Source organism: Streptomyces sp. NPDC048612 (assembly GCF_043199295.1).
Lineage (GTDB): Bacteria > Actinomycetota > Actinomycetes > Streptomycetales > Streptomycetaceae > Streptomyces.
Window position 1 is genome coordinate 475,611 of sequence record NZ_JBICVV010000003.1, and the last position, 19,293, is coordinate 494,903.

At 71.0% G+C, this 19,293-nt stretch carries 19 protein-coding genes; 11 read left to right on the forward strand and 8 right to left on the reverse strand.

Features of this window, described 5'->3' with window-relative positions:
* Window positions 1-23 precede the first annotated feature (23 nt).
* Window positions 24-767 carry a MerR family transcriptional regulator gene (locus tag ACGFN2_RS08220; RefSeq protein ID WP_393358440.1) on the forward strand — a complete coding sequence of 248 codons (744 nt, stop codon included), beginning with the start codon at window positions 24-26 and terminating at the stop codon, window positions 765-767.
* A gap of 100 nt (window positions 768-867) precedes the next feature.
* Here ACGFN2_RS08220 and ACGFN2_RS08225 read toward each other — a convergent pair whose 3' ends face one another.
* The gene (locus ACGFN2_RS08225; RefSeq protein ID WP_362606074.1) at window positions 868-1,230 is read right to left on the reverse strand and encodes a helix-turn-helix domain-containing protein; all 363 of its coding nucleotides are present in this window, start codon (window positions 1,228-1,230) and stop codon (window positions 868-870) included.
* Between the two features lie 83 nt (window positions 1,231-1,313).
* Between ACGFN2_RS08225 and ACGFN2_RS08230 the strand changes: the two genes are divergently transcribed.
* Window positions 1,314-2,222, forward strand: a complete 909-nt coding sequence (locus ACGFN2_RS08230; protein ID WP_362606077.1) for an NAD(P)-binding domain-containing protein — start codon at window positions 1,314-1,316, stop codon at window positions 2,220-2,222.
* A 25-nt stretch (window positions 2,223-2,247) separates the two neighbouring features.
* Here the strand turns inward: ACGFN2_RS08230 and ACGFN2_RS08235 are convergent, their stop codons facing one another.
* Window positions 2,248-3,444: an FAD-dependent oxidoreductase gene (locus tag ACGFN2_RS08235; RefSeq protein ID WP_393358443.1), complete on the reverse strand. Its 1,197-nt coding sequence runs from the start codon at window positions 3,442-3,444 to the stop codon at window positions 2,248-2,250.
* Window positions 3,445-3,639: 195 nt separating this feature from the next.
* On the opposite strand from ACGFN2_RS08235, the gene ACGFN2_RS08240 reads away from it, so the two are divergent.
* Entirely contained in the window at window positions 3,640-4,242 is a 603-nt protein-coding gene (locus ACGFN2_RS08240) for a TetR/AcrR family transcriptional regulator (protein ID WP_393358445.1), read from the forward strand.
* Window positions 4,243-4,268: 26 nt separating this feature from the next.
* Here the strand turns inward: ACGFN2_RS08240 and ACGFN2_RS08245 are convergent, their stop codons facing one another.
* The gene (locus tag ACGFN2_RS08245) at window positions 4,269-5,297 is read right to left on the reverse strand and encodes an aminoglycoside phosphotransferase family protein (protein WP_393358447.1); all 1,029 of its coding nucleotides are present in this window, start codon (window positions 5,295-5,297) and stop codon (window positions 4,269-4,271) included.
* 128 nt (window positions 5,298-5,425) lie between these two features.
* Between ACGFN2_RS08245 and ACGFN2_RS08250 the strand changes: the two genes are divergently transcribed.
* On the forward strand, window positions 5,426-5,917 hold the full coding sequence (locus ACGFN2_RS08250) for a hypothetical protein (RefSeq protein WP_393358449.1): 492 nt from the start codon (window positions 5,426-5,428) through the stop codon (window positions 5,915-5,917).
* A gap of 326 nt (window positions 5,918-6,243) precedes the next feature.
* On the opposite strand, the gene ACGFN2_RS08255 is transcribed toward ACGFN2_RS08250, so the two are convergent.
* Together ACGFN2_RS08255 and ACGFN2_RS08260 are read right to left on the reverse strand one after the other, a co-directional pair.
* Window positions 6,244-6,915 carry a hypothetical protein gene (locus ACGFN2_RS08255; protein ID WP_362606089.1) on the reverse strand — a complete coding sequence of 224 codons (672 nt, stop codon included), beginning with the start codon at window positions 6,913-6,915 and terminating at the stop codon, window positions 6,244-6,246.
* Between the two features lie 178 nt (window positions 6,916-7,093).
* The gene (locus ACGFN2_RS08260) at window positions 7,094-7,750 is read right to left on the reverse strand and encodes a TetR/AcrR family transcriptional regulator (RefSeq protein ID WP_393358451.1); all 657 of its coding nucleotides are present in this window, start codon (window positions 7,748-7,750) and stop codon (window positions 7,094-7,096) included.
* A gap of 136 nt (window positions 7,751-7,886) precedes the next feature.
* On the opposite strand from ACGFN2_RS08260, the gene ACGFN2_RS08265 reads away from it, so the two are divergent.
* On the forward strand, window positions 7,887-8,522 hold the full coding sequence (locus ACGFN2_RS08265; protein WP_393358453.1) for an MSMEG_1061 family FMN-dependent PPOX-type flavoprotein: 636 nt from the start codon (window positions 7,887-7,889) through the stop codon (window positions 8,520-8,522).
* 2 nt (window positions 8,523-8,524) lie between these two features.
* A complete protein-coding gene (locus ACGFN2_RS08270; protein ID WP_393358455.1) occupies window positions 8,525-9,433 on the forward strand; it encodes a PDR/VanB family oxidoreductase in 909 nt (302 codons plus the stop codon).
* 110 nt (window positions 9,434-9,543) lie between these two features.
* Here ACGFN2_RS08270 and ACGFN2_RS08275 read toward each other — a convergent pair whose 3' ends face one another.
* Window positions 9,544-10,641: a hypothetical protein gene (locus tag ACGFN2_RS08275; protein ID WP_393358457.1), complete on the reverse strand. Its 1,098-nt coding sequence runs from the start codon at window positions 10,639-10,641 to the stop codon at window positions 9,544-9,546.
* Window positions 10,642-10,929: 288 nt separating this feature from the next.
* Here ACGFN2_RS08275 and ACGFN2_RS08280 point away from each other — a divergent pair, with 288 nt between their 5' ends.
* Window positions 10,930-11,970: an NADP-dependent oxidoreductase gene (locus ACGFN2_RS08280; RefSeq protein ID WP_393358459.1), complete on the forward strand. Its 1,041-nt coding sequence runs from the start codon at window positions 10,930-10,932 to the stop codon at window positions 11,968-11,970.
* Window positions 11,971-11,982: 12 nt separating this feature from the next.
* Here ACGFN2_RS08280 and ACGFN2_RS08285 read toward each other — a convergent pair whose 3' ends face one another.
* On the reverse strand, window positions 11,983-12,384 hold the full coding sequence (locus ACGFN2_RS08285; RefSeq protein ID WP_393358461.1) for a DoxX family protein: 402 nt from the start codon (window positions 12,382-12,384) through the stop codon (window positions 11,983-11,985).
* Window positions 12,385-12,479: 95 nt separating this feature from the next.
* Window positions 12,480-13,478, reverse strand: a complete 999-nt coding sequence (locus ACGFN2_RS08290; protein WP_393358463.1) for a DUF5937 family protein — start codon at window positions 13,476-13,478, stop codon at window positions 12,480-12,482.
* Between the two features lie 65 nt (window positions 13,479-13,543).
* On the opposite strand from ACGFN2_RS08290, the gene ACGFN2_RS08295 reads away from it, so the two are divergent.
* The 4 genes from ACGFN2_RS08295 (at window position 13,544) to ACGFN2_RS08310 (ending at window position 19,278) form a co-directional block, all read left to right on the forward strand.
* Complete coding sequence (locus tag ACGFN2_RS08295) at window positions 13,544-14,794, forward strand: MFS transporter (protein WP_393358465.1); 1,251 nt, start codon at window positions 13,544-13,546, stop codon at window positions 14,792-14,794.
* Window positions 14,795-14,876: 82 nt separating this feature from the next.
* A complete protein-coding gene (locus tag ACGFN2_RS08300; RefSeq protein ID WP_393358467.1) occupies window positions 14,877-16,397 on the forward strand; it encodes a M28 family peptidase in 1,521 nt (506 codons plus the stop codon).
* Window positions 16,398-16,875: 478 nt separating this feature from the next.
* A complete protein-coding gene (locus ACGFN2_RS08305) occupies window positions 16,876-18,033 on the forward strand; it encodes a cytochrome P450 (RefSeq protein WP_393358469.1) in 1,158 nt (385 codons plus the stop codon).
* Window positions 18,034-18,222: 189 nt separating this feature from the next.
* A complete protein-coding gene (locus ACGFN2_RS08310; RefSeq protein ID WP_393358471.1) occupies window positions 18,223-19,278 on the forward strand; it encodes a YncE family protein in 1,056 nt (351 codons plus the stop codon).
* Window positions 19,279-19,293: the final 15 nt, after the last annotated feature.

Here is a 19,293-nt window from a genome sequence, read left to right on the forward strand (position 1 = left end):
CCGCGCGTCCCGAAGACCGGAGGATGACGGTGCTCACGATCAGCCAGCTCGCGGCGACCGCCGGTGTGACCGTGCGCACCGTCCGCCACTACCACCACGTCGGCCTGCTGCCCGAACCCGCACGCGACGCCTCCGGATACCGCCGCTACAACGCGCAGGCGGCGGTGGATCTCATCCGGATCAGGACCCTCGCCGACGCCGGGGTGCCCCTGGCCCGCATCGACGCGCTGCTGCACGCGCAGCCGGCCGAGTTCGCCGCCGCCATCGCCGATATCGATGCCGAGTTGCAGCGCAAGATGGACCAACTCACGGAACACCGCCGCCGGATCGCCACCCTGGCGAGCGGCGAAGCGCTGGTGCTGCCCGCCGAGGTGGTCGCCATCCTGGACCGGATGCGCGGCCTGGGGGTCAGCGAACGGGCGATTCAGCTGGAGCGCGACACCTGGGTCCTGATGCAGGCACTGGACCCGAAGGCCATGGCAGAGGGGATACAGGAGAAGAAGGCCAGTTTCGACGACCCCGAGACGACGCGCCTGTTCCTCGTCTGTGACCAGTCGGTCGACTGGGAACCGCACGACCCACGCGTGGACCAGCTCATCGAAGACCTGGACGCCTGGGAGATCGCCCACGGACGCGACAGCAGCCAACGGGGAAACCTGGAGTTGATCTACTCCCGGATAGCCGAGGCCTCACCGGCGTGGAAACGCATCCTCCAGGTACTCGCCCACCGCGCCAAACAGCGCCGCACCACCGGGCACGACACCTGAGAGCCGGCCCGGGGCGCCCGGGGCGGCGGAGCCGGCGCACCACTGTCCGCCGGCGGGAAGCGGCCTACCGGTGGTGACCGGGGCGCTCTGCGGTTGTCGGCTAGCTCCCCGCCACGTCGACCCTTTCGGAGGACTCGCGGCGTATCCGCTCGATCCCCCAGTCGCTGAGCGGTACGAGCGCCTTGTTGAGCGTGTGCCCGTGTTCCGTCAGGGAGTACTCCACCCGCGGTGGCACCTCGGCGTAGACCTTGCGGTGTACGAGACCGTCCTCCTCCATCTCCCGCAGGTGCTGGGTCAGCATCTTCTCGCTCACTCCCTGCAGGCCACGGCGGAGTTCGGCGAAGCGGCGTACGCCATAGGCGTCGAGCTCCCAGAGGATCAGCCCCTTCCACTTGCCGCTCACCACGTCGAGCCCAGCGTCGATACCGCAGAAGTAAGGCCCGCGTCGCGCTGCCTTGGCCATCGCCGATCCCCTTACGAAAAGGTAAGTACCGCAGTAAATAGTGGGTACTTCCGAGAATAGTGGTGTTCTTCGAGCATGGAGGGGTGAACGGACAACAGAACCTCACCACCAGGCACCACAGCGCTGTCACCGTGATCGGGCTCGGCCCGATGGGCCAGGCGATGACCCGTGCGCTCCTCTCCGCCGGACACCCGGTCACCGTCTGGAACCGCACCGCCGGCCGGGCCGACGGCGTCGTCGCCGACGGAGCCACGCTCGCGGCGACACCCGGCGAGGCGGTCGAAGCGAGCGACCTCGTGATCCTGAGTCTCACCGACTACCAGGCCATGTACGCCGTCCTCGACAGCGCCACCGCGTCGCTCGCCGGGCGGACGCTGGTCAACCTCAGCTCCGACACTCCCGACCGCACCCGCGAGGCGGCAGCCTGGGCGGCGGAGCACGGTGCCGCCTTCCTCACCGGTGGCGTCATGGTCCCGGCGCCGATGGTCGGCACGGCGGCGTCCCATGTCTACTACAGCGGCCGCGAGGACGCGCTGAAGAACCACCTGCCGGCGTTGACCCTGCTCGGCACACCCCAGCATCTGGGCGAAGACCCGGGCCTCGCCCAGATGATGTACCAGGCGCAGCTCGCGGTGTTCCTCACCACTCTGTCCGGGCTGATGCACGCCACCGCGATGCTGGGCACCGCGGGGAGGAAGGCCCAGGAGACGCTGCCGGAGCTGCTCTCCTTCGTCGACACGATCGGTGGCATGCTGCGGGCCGGTGAGGAGCGCCCCGGCGCCGCGCTGGACGCCGGAGAACATCCCGGCGACCTCAGCACGGTCACCATGATGGGTGCGACCACCGACCACATCGTCGAGACCAGCACCTCACTCGGCCTCGACCTCGCGCTCCCGCTGGCCGTACAGGCCCACTACCGGCGCGCGATCGAGGACGGACACGGCGGCGACAACTGGACCCGCATCATCGACGGCATGCGCGAACCGCGCTGATCCGACGGCCCTCGACCGCTCGCCCCTACGCGCCGGAAGGCCCCACCACACTCCGGGAGTTGTCCGGACCCGGGTCAGCGGCAGGCTCCGGAGCGGGTGCGAACGTGTCGGCGTCGGGCACCGCCAGCAGGTGCTCGGCGCCGCCTTCGAGCAGCCGCGCCGTTTCGGCCGAGCGGGGGAGCATCGACTTCTCGTAGGTGCGTACGGCGTCGGCGACGGTGGCGGAGTGGACGAGGGCGAGGGCGAGTTCGCAGGCGTCGAGCATGGCGAGGTTGACGCCGACGCCGAGGGGCGGCATGAGGTGTGCGGCGTCGCCCAGGAGCGTCACGCCGGGCGAGTGCTCCCAGGTGTGCGGCACCGGCAGGGCGAAGAGCGGACGGTCGACGTAGGGACCGTCGTTGTCGCTGATCATCCGGAGCAACTGCGGTGACCAGGCCGCGAACTCACCTAGCAGATGCGCACGGAGGCCCTCGGTGTCCTCGGGGCGCAGCCCGTTCGCCGCGATCCAGTCCACGGGGACGCTCCGCATGAGGTAGACGCGCAGATGGCCGCCGCTGTTGCGCTGCGCGAAGAGGCCCCGCTCGCCGTCGGCGATGTGGGCACTGCCCTTCCCGACCAGGCGGGACAGCTCGGGGTGCGCCTGCTCCACGTCGTCGAACCAGGCCTCCAGGAAGCTGACCCCGGTGTAGCGCGGCACTGCGGGTGACACGGCGGTGCGGACGCGGGAGAAGGCGCCGTCCGCACCGATGACGAGGTCCGTCTCGACGGACGTACCGTCGGTGAACGTCAGTGTTCGCGGCCCGTTGGCCGGTCCGCTCACCGAGGCGAGGATGCGCCCCCACTGCACCGTCCCCGCGTCGAGCGACCGCAGCAGGAGAGCACGTAGCTGCCCGCGGTCGATCTCGGGACTGGCCGTTTCCCCTTCGTCCGGCAGATGGTGGGCCAGGAGCCTTCCCTCCGGGTCCATCTGGCGCATTTCCTGCCCTTCGAGCCTGGCGAGCGCGAAGAACTCCGCCAGCAGGCCCGCTTCATGGAGTGCGCGCTGGCCGTCCTCCTGGTGCAGGTCGAGCGAGCCGCCCTGGTTCCGGGAGGCCACCCCTGGATCGCGGTCGTACACCGTCACCGCGATGCCGTGCCGCTGGAGGATGCGGGCGCAGGTGAGGCCGCCGGGCCCGGCGCCGATGATGCTGATCCGCGCGCTCGCGGGCGTCGGAGAATCCATGGGAGTCCCTTTCCTCGGTCGGGTTCCTCGGTCGGGGTCTCCGGGTGACGCCGTGCGCGCCATGGCACGGCGATGCCCCGGTGCCGGGTCCCCCACGGGGCGGCAACCCCCACGGAGACACCAAAGCAGAAACGAGTCCATAAGTGCAATGGTTACAGTTTCTGCTTCGTTCCAGCTATGGGGTACGGTGGCGTCATGCCCGACTCCCCGCCCCTTGGCCGTCGCGAACGCAAGAAGGCCGCGACGAGGCAGGCCATCGCCGACGCCGCACTGGAACTCTTCCTGGCGCACGGCTTCGAGCGAGTGAGCGTCCGCGACATCGCCGACCGAGCCGATGTGTCGACGACGACCCTCTTCGCGCACTTCCCGAGCAAGGAAGCGCTGGTCTTCGACCGCGAAGAGGAAGTCGAGGCGGCGCTGACCGCCGCCGTCCGTGAACGCCCCGACGACCAGAGCGTGGTCGAGGCACTGCGCGCCCACGCGCTGACCTCATGGGCGCCGATCGCGTCCGATCCCCGCCTGCGGCAGTTCACCGCACTGGTGGACCGCACGCCCGCGCTGCGTGAGTACGCGGAGCGCATGTGGCTGCGCCATGCGGACGCCCTCGGCACCGCGATCGCGGAGGAACTCGGCCGGGAGACAGATGATCTCGCCTGCTCGGCGCTGGCCCGGTTCGTCCTGCAGGTCCCGACCCTCACCAAGGGCCGGCCCGACCCGCGCGCGGCCGTGGAGACGGTCTTCGACCTGCTGCTCCACGGTTGGCGTTCGCAGTTCGATGCCGAGGGGGGCGTTGGGTAATTCGTCGACAGTTCGGGGGCCGCCCCCTACGGACGCTGTGCCGGCACCGGCCGGAGCGTGGGCCAGCGCGCGAGCATGCGTCGGCGCATCGCGGTGCAGAGGGTGCTCAGGCCGCTGAGAGCGGGGTCGTCGGCCGTCAGCCGGCTCACGACACCGAGGCGGTGGACGAGCCGTTGCCGGGCCGTGGCGGTGCCCCACTCCCAGTCCTGGTCAGGAATCCGGGCCAGGTGATCCTTGCTTCCGCGGTGTGCCCGCTGAACCAGTGCGTCGCCGCGGAGCAGCCAGCCGGCACAGGCGTCAGTGAGGCCATCCGGGATGTCGGAGCCGGTCGCGGCGCGCCACGCCGTGCGATAGGCCTGCTCCGCCCGTTCCAGCAGCGGCTCCGCGGCCGACGTGACACACCAGCAGGTCGGAAATCCGATGCGCAGATAGGCGAGTTCCATCAGGCCGCTGCCGAGCGAGGCTTGCTCGAAGTCGATGAATCTGATCCCGGTAGCGGTGTGGAGATCATTACCGGGACAGGGGTCGCCGTGGAGAAGGGCATGCCCGGGTGCCTGGTCGAGCCGGTTCACCAGGTCCTGGAGTTCGCCGGACACACCAGGCGTGACAGGGGCCTCCAGCGCCACGGCAAGCCGTAGGAAGGCGTCGGCATCGGCCTGGTTCGGGCCCTGCCACCGGGGGAGTTCCCCGGCGTCCTCGGGCCGGGCGGTGGCATGCAGCCGTGCCAGCGCGTCTGCGTAGTCGACGATCCAGTCGGCGGCGGGGCGTCGGTGCTCCAGGTGTTCCAGCACCAGCACCCGCCGGGCGGGATCGGTGGCCAGCACCGCGGGCACCACGGGAGACTCCGCTCGGGCGGCGCACCGCAGCGCGGCTACCTCGCGGGCGAATCGCTCGCCGGCATCAGCACCGCCGACGCTCTGCTTCACCACCGCCGTCGCCGTCGGCAACTCGACGCGCCACACACGCGAGCGAGGACTGCTGTCCAGCCTGCGAGAGCTTCTGGGCGCTCCCAGCTCAGCCCGTAACCCGTCCCCGAACGGCAGCCGCAGCAACATGAGTTCATCCTGGCACGCGGCCGAACGGGTCTGTCGGCCACACGGGGACCGGCCGTCCGGTACCGGCCGTCCGCCCACGCCCGGGACTGGCGGCATGGGCAGCCTCGTCCGGCCGCTAGGGTGCGCGGGTGAGCAGTGCGATATCGCGTGAGTCGAACAAGAAGCGGCAGAACGAGCCGAAGCCGGCGTGGGGGTGGCGGATCACCGGGCTGCTACTGGGCCTCGTGCTCACCCTTGTCGGTGCCGGAGCCGTCCTTCTCCAAAGTGTCCAGGGGGTCCAGGCCACCGGTCTGGTGGGCACACGTGGCACCTTCACGGTCGGCTACTGCATCGACAAGAACCGGAGCGGGAAAAACTCGGACTACGAATGCGGTGGCGATTTCACACCTCGTGGCGGGAAGGCCGACGACGGGTGGAGCGGAAGGCTCGTCAACGCGGGCGACTACGCGACCGGCGCTAAGTACGACGTGGTCGAGTCCTGGGTGGGCAGCGACGGCCGCTTCCGCGAGGTCGGTATCGGGGCGGTCTTGGCATCCCTCATGTGGCTCTGCTTCGGACTGGTGATCCTGGCGATGGGCATATCCCAGCTCCGCAAATGGGGGAAGAGTTTCAAGGGGTAGGGCGTGCTGAGACCAAAGGGCAGGCGCAGCCCAGTCGTCAACTCGCCTGAAATGCCTGGCCGTTGCCCCAGCCCTGTGACATTGTCCGCAGGTGAATGACACCGCTCAGGGAGAGACGGCCTCGGGGCGTCCCGACGACCGCGTCGCTCCGCTTGGGCGGCGGTCCCGGTGACCGTGCTGGCCACCGCTGCCGTCATCATGGAGCACCGCCGCTGGGGCTGGCTGATCTCCCGCTGAAGGAGCACCAGTTGAAGGGCCGACCCATGCCCCCGGCGGCGGCCGTCCACCTCGGTGCCGGTGGGTCGAGACCGGCACGCGTCACATGATCACGGTCGTGAGTCCGCTGCCATGGCGCGAGCGTGGGAACTGGCCGGCCCGGCATAGGAGTAGACGGTGCCGTCGAGGTCGAGCATGACCCAGACTCGACCGACCTTCGTTGCCGCGTACGGAGTGGCCGCACCGCGGGCCTCCACGGAGCCGAGCACCCGCCCGTCGCGCGAGAACGTGGCCTTGTGGTGCTGGGTGCCGAGCCTGCTCACCTTGGCGACGGTCTTGCCGTCGGCGAGCTTTTCCGTGTGCGGTCCGCTCCCCTGGGAGGTCCGCTGAATCCACGACACGGCGTTGCCCTTGTTGTCGAGCATGGTGATCATCCCATTGAGGTTGCCCGCAGCGTACGGCTTGGCCGCGGTGGCCTCGATGGAGCCGAAGGAGGAACCGTGCGCGAAGCCTTCCTCGCGGAAGTGGCGATCGCCCAGCTTGTAGATCTTTCCGATCGAGACGCCGTCGGCGAGCTTCACCGTGCGGACGTAGCGTCCACCTCCTTCGGAGTGGGCCGCGGGCTCGGCCGCGGTCACCACGGCGTGCGGGGTTCCGGTGGCGGCCGTGGCTCCAGTGGCGGCCGTGGCTCCGGCCGCGGGCACCAGCACCGCTGCGGCTGCCACGGCGGCGGCCGCGGCGAAACGGAAGCTGTGCCGACGAGTACGTAACTGCATCACCATGCGAAGCTCCAAAGCTCGTCAGTTCAAACGGAGGATTTCCGGAGACAATGCGCGCAGTCGCTGCGCCGGTGGGGCGATACGGCTGTGGGCATTGCCAGGAGAGGAAGCTAAGGGCTTGGTGTGTTTGTCCTCTGCCGGTCAGGTAACGGAAGGCCAGCGGCTGGACCTCGAATAACCATCAAATGGAATGTGGTGTACGGGATTCGCGCTCCCCCGCATCGCCCTTGAGATAGCGGGTGAGCATGGTGACCAGTTCGCTCTCCAGACGTGTGGGGGCGAGCGGGTCGGGGGCGGCGATGAGCTGGTGGACGACCAGTTCGACCGTGGAGACGAGGAGCCGGGCGGCGACCTCCCGGTCCGCGACCCGGACCTCCGGGTGGTCCTCGATCAGCTCGCGGGCGTGGGCGGTCCGTGTCTGCTGGTATCGGGACACCTTCTCCAGCAACTCCGAGGAACGCGGCGCCTGTTCGAGCATGACGCGGAGGAGGTGCGGGTCGTCCTGGTGATTGTCGATCGTGCGGCGCACATAGCGGCGGATGCCGTCTTCGAGGGAAGAGGGTGCCGTGTCGTCATCGCCGCGTGAGAGGGCTGTCATCCCGGCGTCGAGGTGCCGGGTCATCAGCTCGACGAGGATGGCGTCCTTGTTCGGGTAGTACTGGTACAGCGAGCCGATGGAGATCCGCGCCTGCTCGGCGATCCGGTTGGTGGTCCCGGCGGCATGTCCGTACTCGGCGAAAACATGAGCAGCGGCGGCGAGGATGCGCTGCCGGGTGTGCTCGGCCCGAGCCTGACGGGGCTGTTTACGTGGCTGAAGTGCGCGGCGTTCCGACGCCATGAAGCCTCCTGGGCACGACCGCGAATGCGAGTAGCGCACAACCTGAGTATTTGCTCACAATACTCCCATGACCTGCGGCGGAGCGGTCCTTGGGCGCTCCGGCGCGGTCTTCTGCCTGCCCCGGAAGGAGTTCCCCTTGACGCAGTCGCAGAGCGGTACGCGCCCCAGGCGGGTGTCGCCCGCCGAGGTCCTCGCCCGGCTCGGAGAGCCGGAAGCGATGGCCAAGGCCAAGATCCTGGACCGTATCGACGAGCACTTCCACCGCTTCATCGCGCACTCCCCCTTCCTGACGATGGCCACCGCGGACGCGGCGGGCCGCGCCGACTGCTCGCCCCGGGGCGACTACCCCGGGTTCGTGAAGGTCCTGGACCCCCACACACTCGCGGTCCCCGACCGGCCCGGCAACAAGATCGCCGACTCCTTCCGCAACCTCGCCGAGAACGACGGAATCGGCCTGCTCTTCCTCATCCCCGGGCTGCGCGAGACACTGCGGGTCAACGGCCACGCCTACCCCACCGACGAGCCCGAGGTGCTCGCCAGGATGCGGACCGAGGCCAGGGAACCGGAACTGGCGCTCATCGTGGAGGTGACGCAGGCGTACTTCCACTGCGGACGCGCCATCCTTCGCTCCCGGCTGTGGAACGCCACGAGCCAGGCCCTCGCCGAGGAAATGCCGACGCCGGGCGAAGTGGCGACGGCCCAGTTCGGCCTCGACATCGACCCGGGCCTCATCGACCGCGGTCTCGAAGACTCCTACCGGAAGCTCTACTGACCATGCAGCAAACCGTCGTCGACCGCATCGACCGGGCCGCCGAGGACACCGTCTCCCTCGTCCTGCGCGGCACCACCGGACCGCTGGCGCCCTGGGAGCCCGGAGCACACCTCGACATCACCCTCCCGAACTGGCTGACCCGGCAGTACTCGCTGTGCGGCGACCCGGCCGACCGCACCGCGTACCGCGTCGCCGTACGGCACGAGCGCCTCAGCCGGGGCGGGTCCGAGTACATCCACCGGTTCCTGCGCCAGGGCCGTGTCCTGGACGTGTCCCTGCCCCGCAACCACTTCCCGCTCGTGCCCGCGCCCGCATACCTCTTCCTCGCGGGCGGCATCGGCATTACCGCCGTCCTGCCGATGCTGCGGGCGGCAGTCTCGGCGGGGATACCGGCCTCACTCGTGTACGTGGGACCGTCGGCCGCGACCATGCCGTTCGCGGACGAGCTGCGGACCGCGTACGGCGAGCACGTCCGTATCGTCGCCACCCGCGAACAGGGCAGGCCGGATCTCGGCGCCCTCGCGGCCGGGCTGGCTCCCGGCGCCCTCGTCTACTGCTGCGGCCCCGCGCCGATGCTCACCGCGGCATCGGCCGTGTTCCCGCCCGGCCGGCTGCACACGGAGCGGTTCCACCCGGTGGCCAAGTCCTTCGCGCCGGATACGGAGTTCGAGGTGCGGTGCGCCAAGTCCGGACGGAAGGTCCAGGTACCGGCCGACGAGTCCCTGCTCGACGCCCTGGCCCACGCCGGCCATCCGCTGCCGTCCGGCTGCCGCGAGGGCGTCTGCGGCAGCTGCGAACTCACCGTCCTGGAGGGCGAGCCCGAGCACCGCGACGACATCGGCGCCCCCGAAGGCCGCATGTACGCCTGCGTGTCACGCGCGCTGAGCCGGTGTCTGGTGGTGGACCTCTGAGGCGTATCTGTTGATCACGAGGCTGTGCGGAACCGGAGCCGGAGCCCTGGTCAACCAGCCAGGTATCGGGGCCGGAACCGGGCTCGCGGGTAGCGGATGGCGCGCTGTCCCTACTGGATGTCCAGGAGGTGGGGGTGCCTCGGGTCGACGGGGCAGATGAAGATGCGTAGTTCGCCGCAGCGGCCAGGGGTCACGCCGGTCGGCGTGCAAGCGCCCACCGCGTTTGCCTGGGAATCCTCAAGGGGGCGCCAGCTCTTGGAGCCACCGTCCCATTCGCTGCTGTCGAAGCTGAGCAGCAGGTCCATCGACGCTCCGCACCGGCAGTTGACGGGCGCCGGATCGGTCAGATGCCAGGATGCCCAGCCGCCGGCCTTGCAGCCGGGGGCGATCGACAGGTCGTATTGATACCCGAAGCCCGTTTCCTCCTCCCATTGTTCGTCCTGCACGTCGAGGCGCTCGCGCAGGGCATCGGGCAGCAAGTCCGCGTACTGGTACTCGGTCACCTGCTCGGGGTGCAGCACGCAGGGGGTGGGCAGGTAGGAGTCGTGGGTGTCCCGGGGCTGCGGCGGCGTGCTGCTGGGCACTGAGGAGACGTCGGAGGGGATGTCGAAGGGGATTTCTGAGGAGGCATCGAGCGCGCGGCGCCAGGTGAGGTGTACGAACGGGCCTCCGTAGAAACGGGGCTGCCCGGGCAGATCCTGGTGGTCGGTGGGGCACCACAGCACCTGGAGGAGGTCGGTTCCTGAGGGGAAGGCGATGGTCGGGACATCGCGGGCGTGGAGCTGGGCGACGGGCACCAGGAGGTTCGGTTTCTCGTGTGCCTCGGACTCGTACCAGTGGGTGGTGTAGTGGACGAGGTCGAAGGACGCGCCACGGCGGACGGTTGCCCGGTCGAGCAGGGCGAACTCCTCCGGGCTGCGCCGCCCACCGCGTCGCGCCCCCTGGCGCGCCTGCCGCTTGGCCTGGGCCTGCTGCAACGCGATGACGAGCGCGAGGTCCATCGGCTCGCTGCGCCGCACCATACGGGGTGCGGTACACGTGGGCCACGGCTCACCGGCGGGCCACAGCAGCGGACCGCCGATCGAGCTATCGGTGCGGGCCGGGGCGCCGGGTCTTGGGTGCAGGCGGGTCGTCTTCCTTGCGTGGGCTGCCAGTTCGGGCAGTACCGCGGTGACGTCGATGGGTCGTGGTGGTGTCGTTCGGGGCAACGTGTGCTCTCCCAGAGCTGCTGTGGCATGGGGGCGTATGGAAGAAAGTGTCCAGGACGGCGGTGAGCTGGAACCCACCGCACCGGTCGTCAGCACCTATCCGCTGCCCGTAGCGATCCGGGGTGGACGGGGCCCCGCCCCGGGCAGGAAGCATCGGGGCGGCCCGGCCGCCCGTGGGGAATCGGACGTGTCCCGCCCCCTTCCCCGTCCGTCGGCGGGGAAATGTTCTCGGTGTCCGCGGGGTTGTGTCGGCTGGTTCGTCCCATGACCCCGAGGAGGACTGCGCTCATGTCCGTACTGCTGACGACCGGCTCCTTACCGCCCACGACAGGCCGCGAATGGCACCTCGTCGCCCGCCCGTACGGCCGGCCCACGCCGGAGGACTTCGCGCTGCGTGAGGCGCCGGTGCCCGAGCTTGGCGAGGGGCAGATCCTCGTCCGCAACACGTACTTCTCCGTCGATCCGTACATGCGCCTGCGGATGAACGAGGTGGCCTCCTACCTCCCGCCCTTCGCGCTCGGCCGGCCGATGGACGGCGGGGCGGTGGGCGAGGTCATCGCCTCGCGTGACGGCTCCCGCCCGGTGGGTGGCCATGTCCTGCATTTCACCGGCTGGCGTGAGTACGGGGTCATGGACGCCAAGGACGCCACCCCGGTGGACCCGTCGCTCGCCCCTGTGAGCGCCTACCTCGGTGTGCTGGGCACTACGGGGCTGAGCGCGTATGCGGGTCTGCTGGAGGTCGGGGCGCTCAAGGAGGGCGACGCCGTGTTCGTGTCCGGGGCGGCCGGTGCGGTGGGCAGCGTGGCCGGTCAGATCGCCCGGATCAAGGGCGCCTCCCGGGTCGTCGGCTCGGCCGGCTCCGACGAGAAGGTCCGGCTGCTGGTCGAGGAGTACGGCTTCGACGCCGCCTTCAACTACAAGAACGGCGAGGTCGCCCGGCTGCTCAGGGAGGCCGCGCCGGACGGGATCGATCTTTACTTCGACAATGTGGGCGGCGACCACCTCGAAGCGGCCCTCGACTCCCTCAACATGTACGGCCGAGCGGTCATCTGCGGTCTGATCTCGCAGTACAACGCCACCGAGCCGGGCCCCGGCCCGCGCAACCTCGAAGAGATGATGTTCAAGCGGCTGCGGCTGCTCGGCATGATGACCTACGACCACTCCCACCTCCGGCCGCAGTTCATCGAGGAGGTCTCGGGCTGGCTCCGCTCCGGCGAGCTGACGTATCACGAGACCACGGTGACCGGCATCGAGAACGGCGTCGAGGCGTTCCTGGGCATGCTCCGCGGCGACAACACCGGAAAGATGCTCGTGAGCCTCGGGGAGTGACGAGGGCGGGGGCTACGTGAAGTACCGGCCGTGAGCGGTCAGGTTGAGCACCAGGGCCGCCACGGCCAGGGAGAAGAAGACGGCCCAGCCACCGAAGTGGTGGTCGCCGGCCCGCAGATGGGCTGCGAACGCGCCGAGGAAGTACAGCACGAGCCCCCCGGCGGCGAGCGCCCCCACCCACGGCACGGCGATCCCCACCAGCAGCCCGGCGGCCCCCGCACCCAGCAGGACGCCCAGCGGCCGCACCCAGGACCGCGGCACCCCCATCTTGTCCGCCTGGCTCCGGGGGTAGTCGTGGCCCGTCAGGTTCGCGACGGCCGCCACGCCATGGACGAGCGAGGCCGCGAGGGTGACCGCGAGGTAGGTGAGGAACATGCTGGGCTCCTGTTCCGTGAGGACGAGGTGGGTGGACACCTCACTGACGGGACGGGAGCCCGGGATGTGACATGGCCGGTGCCGTACGCGCATCACGGCCATTGCCGGTCCCGGCGTCGGTGCCACTGGTCACGTCACCCGTCCTCCGCGCACCGGGTCCCCCCGACCAGTGCGTCGCCCAGTGGAGTGCGGTAGTAGAGCACCGACCGGCCGGACCGGGCGCGGCACAGGAGACCGGCGGTGCGCAGGACGGCCAGGTGGTCACCGACGGCTCCGGGGGCCAGGCGCAGGGTCTGGGCGAGTTGTGTGGTGCTCGCGGGCCGGCCGAGGGCGGTGAGGATGCGGGACCGGGAGCGGCCGAGGAGGGCCGGCAGGGCGTCGTGCGTGGTGGGGCCGGGGGACTCCCACAGGGCGGCGATGCCACGGGCGGGGTAGATGAGGGACTTCGGCCAGGGTGCGTCTGTGTGGGTGGCGATGCCGGGCCAGACAAAGATGGAGGGGATGAGGAGGAGCCCCTCCCCCTGGAGTGCGACGGTGCGGTCCGTGGCGGAGTGCATGACGTCTATTCCGCCGTCGCGCCACCGCAGCCCGGGGTGCAGGCCGTCGAGGACCGCCGCCCAGCCCGAGCGGCCGAGCCTGCCGGTGCGGTGGACGACGTCGCGTTCGCAGATGGCCTGCAACTGCGGCCAGTCCCGGGCCAGCAGCCCGTGCCAGGCCTGATCGAGGGCGTCGGCGATCGCGTGGACGGCGCCGTCGTCGTGCAGCACGGACCGTACGTGCGGGTCGGTGACCGGCCGCGCGGCGAGGCAGCGCGCGATCTCCCTGCGGGCGTCGGGCAGGGGGGTCGCACGCAGCGCCGCCATGTCCTCCTCCCAGGTCCGGTCGAGGCTGCTGGGCGGCGAGGTGACGAACGAGGCGCCGAAGGTGCGGTGGTGGAGTGCGAGAGCCGCGTCGAGCTCCGTGGTGCGGCGCAGTTCCTGGAATGCCGGTAGCAGCCGCCCCAGCCAGGTGGCGGGAAGGCGTCGTGGGGTGAGTCCGCTCAAGATGCGCAGCAGGCCGCCGAGTTCGAAGGCCGGTGACAGCGCGAAGCGGCTGCGCAGCACGTCGTCCGTCCCGACCTCGAAGCGGAGCATGGCGGGAGCTTACGCCGCTGGACGTAACAGTCGACATCGCCGCGGCCCCGCCACAGGCTCCTGCCATGACGTCCACAGGCGCCCCGCAGCGGCGTACCACCTATCGGGACGTGCTGGCGGACCGCCGTTACCGCCTGCTCTTCCTCACCCGGGCGGCGGCGATCACGGCCGACTCCCTGCGGATCATGACCCTGTCGGTGTTCGTCTTCGCGGCGACCGGTTCGCCGTTGCTGGGCTCGCTGACGTTCGGTGCCGGTTTCCTGCCGCAGCTGGTCGGTTCGGTGCTGCTGGGGTCGCTCGCCGACCGGGTGCGTCCGCGGCGGCTGATCGTCGCGGGCTACCTGCTGGAGTGCGGCGCGGCGGCGGCGCTCGCGCTGGCGGATCTGCCGGTCGGGTGGATTCTGGTCCTGGTGGCCGTCGTGGCCTGTCTGACCCCGGTCTTCGGGGGCGCGTCCAGCCGGCTCGTCGCCGAGACCCTGACCGGTGACGCCTATGTGCTGGGGCGCTCCCTGTTCAGCATGTCCTCGTCGGGAGCCCAGTTGCTGGGTCTGGCGGGGGGCGGCGCCGCCCTCACCTTGCTCGGCGCGCGGCATGCGTTGTTGCTCAGTGCCGGGGCGTACCTCGCCGCCGCGCTGGCCGTACGCCTCCGGCTTCCCGACCTGCCGACGCCTCAGCCGGCGGACTCCGGGCGGCCGGAGCCGGCGGCCCCGGGTTCCGTGCTGCGCCACAGCTGGTCGGGGATCGCCGGGCTGCTCGGCGCGCGCCGGGTGCGGCAGTTGCTTCTCGCGCAGTGGCTGCCGTCGTCGTTCGCGGCCGGTGCGGAGAGCCTCATCGTGCCGTTCTGCGGTCAGCGCGGCTTTGCCGCCGGTTCGGCGGGGCCGCTGCTCGCCTGTCTGCCGGTCGGGATGCTGCTCGGCAATCTGCTCGTCGGCCGCTTTCTGTCCCCGGGAGCACGGGAGCGCCTGGTGGCTCCGCTGGCGGCGGTCCTCGGTCTGCCGCTGGTCGTCTTCGCGCTGCGCCCGCCGTGGGTGGTCTGTGCGGTGCTGCTGCTGATCAGCGGGGTCGGCTTCGCCTATGGCCTGGGGCTGCAGCGGGCGTTTCTCGACGCGGTGCCGGAGGCGAGCCGCGGCCAGGCCTTCGGGCTGCTCACCTCGGGCCTGATGACCGTGCAGGGCGTCGGTCCCGCCGTCTTCGGCTCGGTGGCCGAGGCGTCGAGCACCGGGGTGGCCATGGCATGGGCCGGAGGCGCGACGGTGTGCGTGGCCGGCTTCCTGACGCGGGTGCCGGTCCGGCCGCCGGCCGCCGGGACACCGTGACGTCACCGGGTGCGCGGCGGAATCCGGCCGCCGCGGTGGCGTGCGTATCCGAACTGCTCCGCATCCAGCGAAGGAGAAGACCGTGAACGATCCATCGAGGCGGCGGACGATGCCGCCGCGTCCGGCCCGCGGGGGGCGTGCCTCCCGCCGGAGGTCCGCCGCCCTCGCCCGTGCCACCGGCATCGGCGTGGCGCTGGTGAGTGCCGCCGCCCTGCTGACGCCCGCCGCGGCGGCGGACGACGGGGCCGGGGACTCCTCCGCCCGGGCCGCCGGAGACTGGCTGGCGGGCCAGGTCACCGGGCGGCGGGTGTACGACGAGTTGCGGCACTTCCAGCGCCTGGCGGACGAGAACGGCGGCTCACGGGCCGCGGGCGAGCCGGGCGAGGCGGCGACGGCCGCCCATGTCGCCGACCGGTTACGGGCCGGCGGGTACCGGGTGACCGTGCAGTCCGTGCCGATCACCTATGTCGCCTTCGACACGGAGGAGGCCACCGAGACCTCGCCGGGCGGCGGCGCGCTGAAGGTCCTCATGACCCGGTACGCGCCGTCCACGCCGGCCGGCGGCCTCACCGCGCCGGTCGCCGCCATGGAGGCGTCCCGTACGGGGTGCACGGTCGCCGACTACCCCGCCGAACGCTTCGACGGCGCCCTCGCGTTGGTGGCCCGCACCTCCGCCTGTCCGCTCGCGCAGCAGGAGAAGGCCGCCGCCGATGCCGGTGCCCGGGCGCTCCTGGTGTGGCAGCCGACACCGTCTCCGGAGCACATCTGGCGCTATCAGGCGCCCGCCACCGGGTTCCGCCTCCCCGTCGCCTCGGTGACCCAGAAGGCGGCCGAGCAGCTCGCGGACCGGGCGGCGGCCGGCCGGGTGGAGCTCCATCTGACCCTGCGCGCCCGTCGCATGGCGCGGTTCTCGCAGAACGTGCTGGCCGAGACCTCCGGCGGCCGGCCGGACCGGGTCGTCATGATGGGCGCCCACCTCGACGGCGTCACCGAGGGCGCGGGCATGAACGACAACGCCACGGCCGCGGCCGCCGTGCTGCAGACCGCGCTGCGGCTCGCTCCGCGCCAGGGCCAGGTCACCCAGAAGGTGCGGTTCGCGTTCTGGGGCGCGGAGGAGTTGCAGAGCGTGGGCTCCGCGTCCTACCTGTCCCGGCTCTCCGGGGACGAACGCCGCCGCATCCGTGTGCTCCTCAACGGCGAACTGCTGGGCTCGCCCAACGATGTCCGTCGGGTGTGGCGGGGCGCGTCGCCCGGCAGCGACGCGGTGTCCGCGCTCTTCCAGGACTGGTTCACCCGCCGGGGCCTGCCGTTCGACACGGTCCCCTCGACGTCGCTCGGCTCCGACCATCTCGTCTTCGACGAGGCCGGCATCGCGGTGGGCGGTCTCGACGCCGGGCTGCGCGCCGTCAAGACGGAGGAGGAACAGGCCCGCTACGGCGGACGGGCGGGGCAGCTGTACGACCCCTGCTACCACCAGCCGTGCGACGACCTGGGGAACGTGAACGCGCGGGCGCTGGGGCAGAACGCGCCCGCGCTCGCCTACGCACTCGGGTACGCGGCCTACGCCGAGCCCGCTGCCGACGGCACGTTCCGGACACCGTGAGGCCAGGACGCCGTGGCCTGCCGACCCGCCCTCGGGCCGCGACCGGTCAACTCCCTCACGTGGTAGCTGAATTGGCCGTTCCGTGACCGGATCGGCCACACCGCGATGACGATGCGTAGGCCCTGCATCTGAGCGCGCCTGTCCATAAAAGCCCTTGAGCGGGTGACTGACCGGCCGAACACCACGAGGAAGCCGAACGTCCTCCTCCATTAATATCGCTCGACGTAATGGCGCCACCCGCCTATTCGGCCAATCTGATCTACCTGCCCCCCGCCCTTCGCGACGGCCTTGCGGGGACTGTGACGGCACGGCATAGTCGGAATTCTTCGCATGAATTCCATGCGAAGAAAAGCCATCCGAAATCGGGGGGAGGGGTCGACCATGCTTTACGACTACTGACACGCAGGCGTGGCCCGGGAATTACGCCCGGGCCACGCGTTCATTTGCCGAGGCCATAAAGCGAGTCGCGGGAGCACGCGTGTCTGACTATGACCCCTTGTCGCCGGTCATGGTGGAGAATCCCTATCCCTCCTACGCGCAATTGCGGGCGACGGAGCCGGTTTTCTGGAGCGACCGGCTCGACTCATGGGTACTGACGCGCTACCGCGACTGCCGGGCGGTCCTGAGCGACGCGCACACCTTCGCCAGCGACCGGCGCCGGGCCGGGTTCGAGCGCCCCACCGCGTCGAGCATGCAGAATCTCGACCCCCCTGAACACACGCCCCTTCGCCGGCTTTTCACCACCACGTTCAGGGAACAGGACCTCGACGGCATCGGGGACGCCGCCGTGGCCGACACCCGTGACCTGGTGGCCAAGTACGCCGATGCGCCGGAGTTCGACTTCACCGCGGAAGTGGCGCGCCCCGTCGCGCTCTTCGCGGTGTGCCGGCTGCTGGGGGTCGATCCCCCGCCCGTCGCACAGTTCGCGGCCCTCTCCGACGCGCTGGTCCGCGGTATGGACGCGGGCCTGCGCCCCGAGGTCCGCCAGCCGGCGCTCGCGGCCCGGGAGAAGGTCAGCGACCTCATCTCCGGCTGGTACCACGCCACTCGCCGTCCCGGGCTGCTCTCCCAGGTGCTCGCCGGGGCGGAGCGTGCGGGTGTGCGGGAGCCGGAGATCTGGAACAGCGCGCGGGTGCTGTTCCTGGCCGGTTACAGCACCACCGTCGGCGCGGCGGCGAACGCGGTGCACACCCTGCTGACGCACCCCGGCACCCTGGCGCGGATGAGGGACCCGCAGCTGCTGGCGAGCGGGGTCGATGAACTCCTGCGGTTCGACGGCCCGGTGCAGGGCACCACCCGTACCTGCGTCGAGCGGACCGGACTCGGCGGCGTCACCGTCGAGCGCGGCCAGCTCGTACTGATGCTGTTCGGAGCGGCCAACCGCGACCCCGAGCAGTTCACCGCCCCCGACGACCTGGTGCTCGACCGCAGCCCCAACCGCCATCTCTCCTTCGGCTGGGGGCCGCACGCGTGCACCGGCGCGACGCTCGCCCGGATCGTCGTCCGGGCCCTGGTGACCGGGCTGCTCGCCGCGCCGCGGCCGCCCCGGCTCGCCGGGCCGCCCTGGCGGGAACGCCGCGCGACCCTGCGGTATCCCGACCGGCTGCCGCTGTCCTTCCGGCCCGAGCGGCCCTGAAGCGCCCACCGGCACCGGCCGCTCGGGGCGGACGCCGCCCGCCCGGCCGCCCTCGACGCCCCTCCCCCACCACCGCGACGGCTCACGGAATCCGGCGACCGAATCGGAGTGCATGTTAGGTAAGCCTAAGCTAAGTTAGTCGGCGATCGCCTCTCCGGGGGGCGCTTCCGCCAAGGAGACTGACGCCGCATGACCTCACTCGCCTACCGCATCCGCCGTACTGCCGCGATCGCGGTGAGCCTCGCCGCCGGCAGCACGCTCGCACTGGCCGGCACCGCGACCGCGCACCCGGCTCCGCAGTCCGGTCCCGGCCCGCAGTCCGCCCCGGTCGCCAAAGGGCTGTACCAGTCCGCGTACTCCGAGCGGAATCACGTCCTCTGGGCCACCTCCGCCGTGGGCAGGCCGCCGGTCACGCAGTCCGGCCTGGTGAAGGTCGACCCGCGCACCCTGAAGGTGAGGGCGACGTACACGCCGCCGGTCAGCCGGCCGGAGACGGGTGCCGTGGAGGCGGTCTACGGCGTCGCCGTCGATGACGAGCACAACACCGTCTGGACGACGAACACCCGCGACAACTCCGTGGCCGTCTACAGCCAGCGCACCGGCAAGCACCTCGCCACCCTGCCGGGTGTGCCGCACGCCCGGGAGGTCGTCGTCGACGAGCGGCACAATCTGGCCTGGGCCAGCAGCTTCGGTGACGGCAGCGTCGTCGCCTTCGACACCCGCACCTACCGGGAGAAGCGGCGGGTGACGGTCGCGGGGTCGAGCCCCGCGGGCCTCGCGGTCAACGAGCGGTCCGGCACCGCCTACGCCACCGACCTCGCCAACGACCGGATCATCGAGATCGCCCCGGGTGCCGCCGGACCACGGCTGATCCCGACGGGGGACGGCCCCCTCTCGATAGCCCTTTCCGAGGACGGCCGGACCGCCTACTCCGCCGACCAGGCCGCCGGCACCGTCTCGGTGATCAACCTGCGCAGGGGCGCCGTCACCAGGACCGTGCCGACCGGAGCGGGCGCACTGTCCGTCGCCGCCGACCCGCGCTCGGGCCGGGTCCTGGTCGCCAACCGCGGCACGGCCGGAGTCTCGGTCGTCGACCCCCGTAAGGGCACCGTCGTCGACACCCTCAACACCGGGGCCAACCCCAACCATGTGCGGGTGACCCACGGCGCGGCCTTCGTGGTCGCCAAGTCCGGCTCCGGACCCGAGGGTGAGGACGTGCTGCACCGCTTCCCCCTCGGGCGCTGACGCCCGGCCCCGTCG

Excerpts from the sequence above, each read along its gene's own strand:
- ACGFN2_RS08270 (WP_393358455.1), top strand. The coding sequence starts at position 8,525 with ATGCAGCAAACCGTCGTCGACCGCATCGACCGGGCCGCCGAGGACACC.
- ACGFN2_RS08225 (WP_362606074.1), bottom strand. The coding sequence starts at position 1,230 with ATGGCCAAGGCAGCGCGACGCGGGCCTTACTTCTGCGGTATCGACGCT.
- ACGFN2_RS08310 (WP_393358471.1), top strand. The coding sequence starts at position 18,223 with ATGACCTCACTCGCCTACCGCATCCGCCGTACTGCCGCGATCGCGGTG.
- ACGFN2_RS08280 (WP_393358459.1), top strand. The coding sequence starts at position 10,930 with ATGTCCGTACTGCTGACGACCGGCTCCTTACCGCCCACGACAGGCCGC.
- ACGFN2_RS08245 (WP_393358447.1), bottom strand. The coding sequence starts at position 5,297 with ATGTTGCTGCGGCTGCCGTTCGGGGACGGGTTACGGGCTGAGCTGGGA.
- ACGFN2_RS08240 (WP_393358445.1), top strand. The coding sequence starts at position 3,640 with ATGCCCGACTCCCCGCCCCTTGGCCGTCGCGAACGCAAGAAGGCCGCG.
- ACGFN2_RS08255 (WP_362606089.1), bottom strand. The coding sequence starts at position 6,915 with ATGGTGATGCAGTTACGTACTCGTCGGCACAGCTTCCGTTTCGCCGCG.
- ACGFN2_RS08235 (WP_393358443.1), bottom strand. The coding sequence starts at position 3,444 with ATGGATTCTCCGACGCCCGCGAGCGCGCGGATCAGCATCATCGGCGCC.
- ACGFN2_RS08290 (WP_393358463.1), bottom strand. The coding sequence starts at position 13,478 with ATGCTCCGCTTCGAGGTCGGGACGGACGACGTGCTGCGCAGCCGCTTC.
- ACGFN2_RS08260 (WP_393358451.1), bottom strand. The coding sequence starts at position 7,750 with ATGGCGTCGGAACGCCGCGCACTTCAGCCACGTAAACAGCCCCGTCAG.
- ACGFN2_RS08220 (WP_393358440.1), top strand. The coding sequence starts at position 24 with ATGACGGTGCTCACGATCAGCCAGCTCGCGGCGACCGCCGGTGTGACC.
- ACGFN2_RS08295 (WP_393358465.1), top strand. The coding sequence starts at position 13,544 with ATGACGTCCACAGGCGCCCCGCAGCGGCGTACCACCTATCGGGACGTG.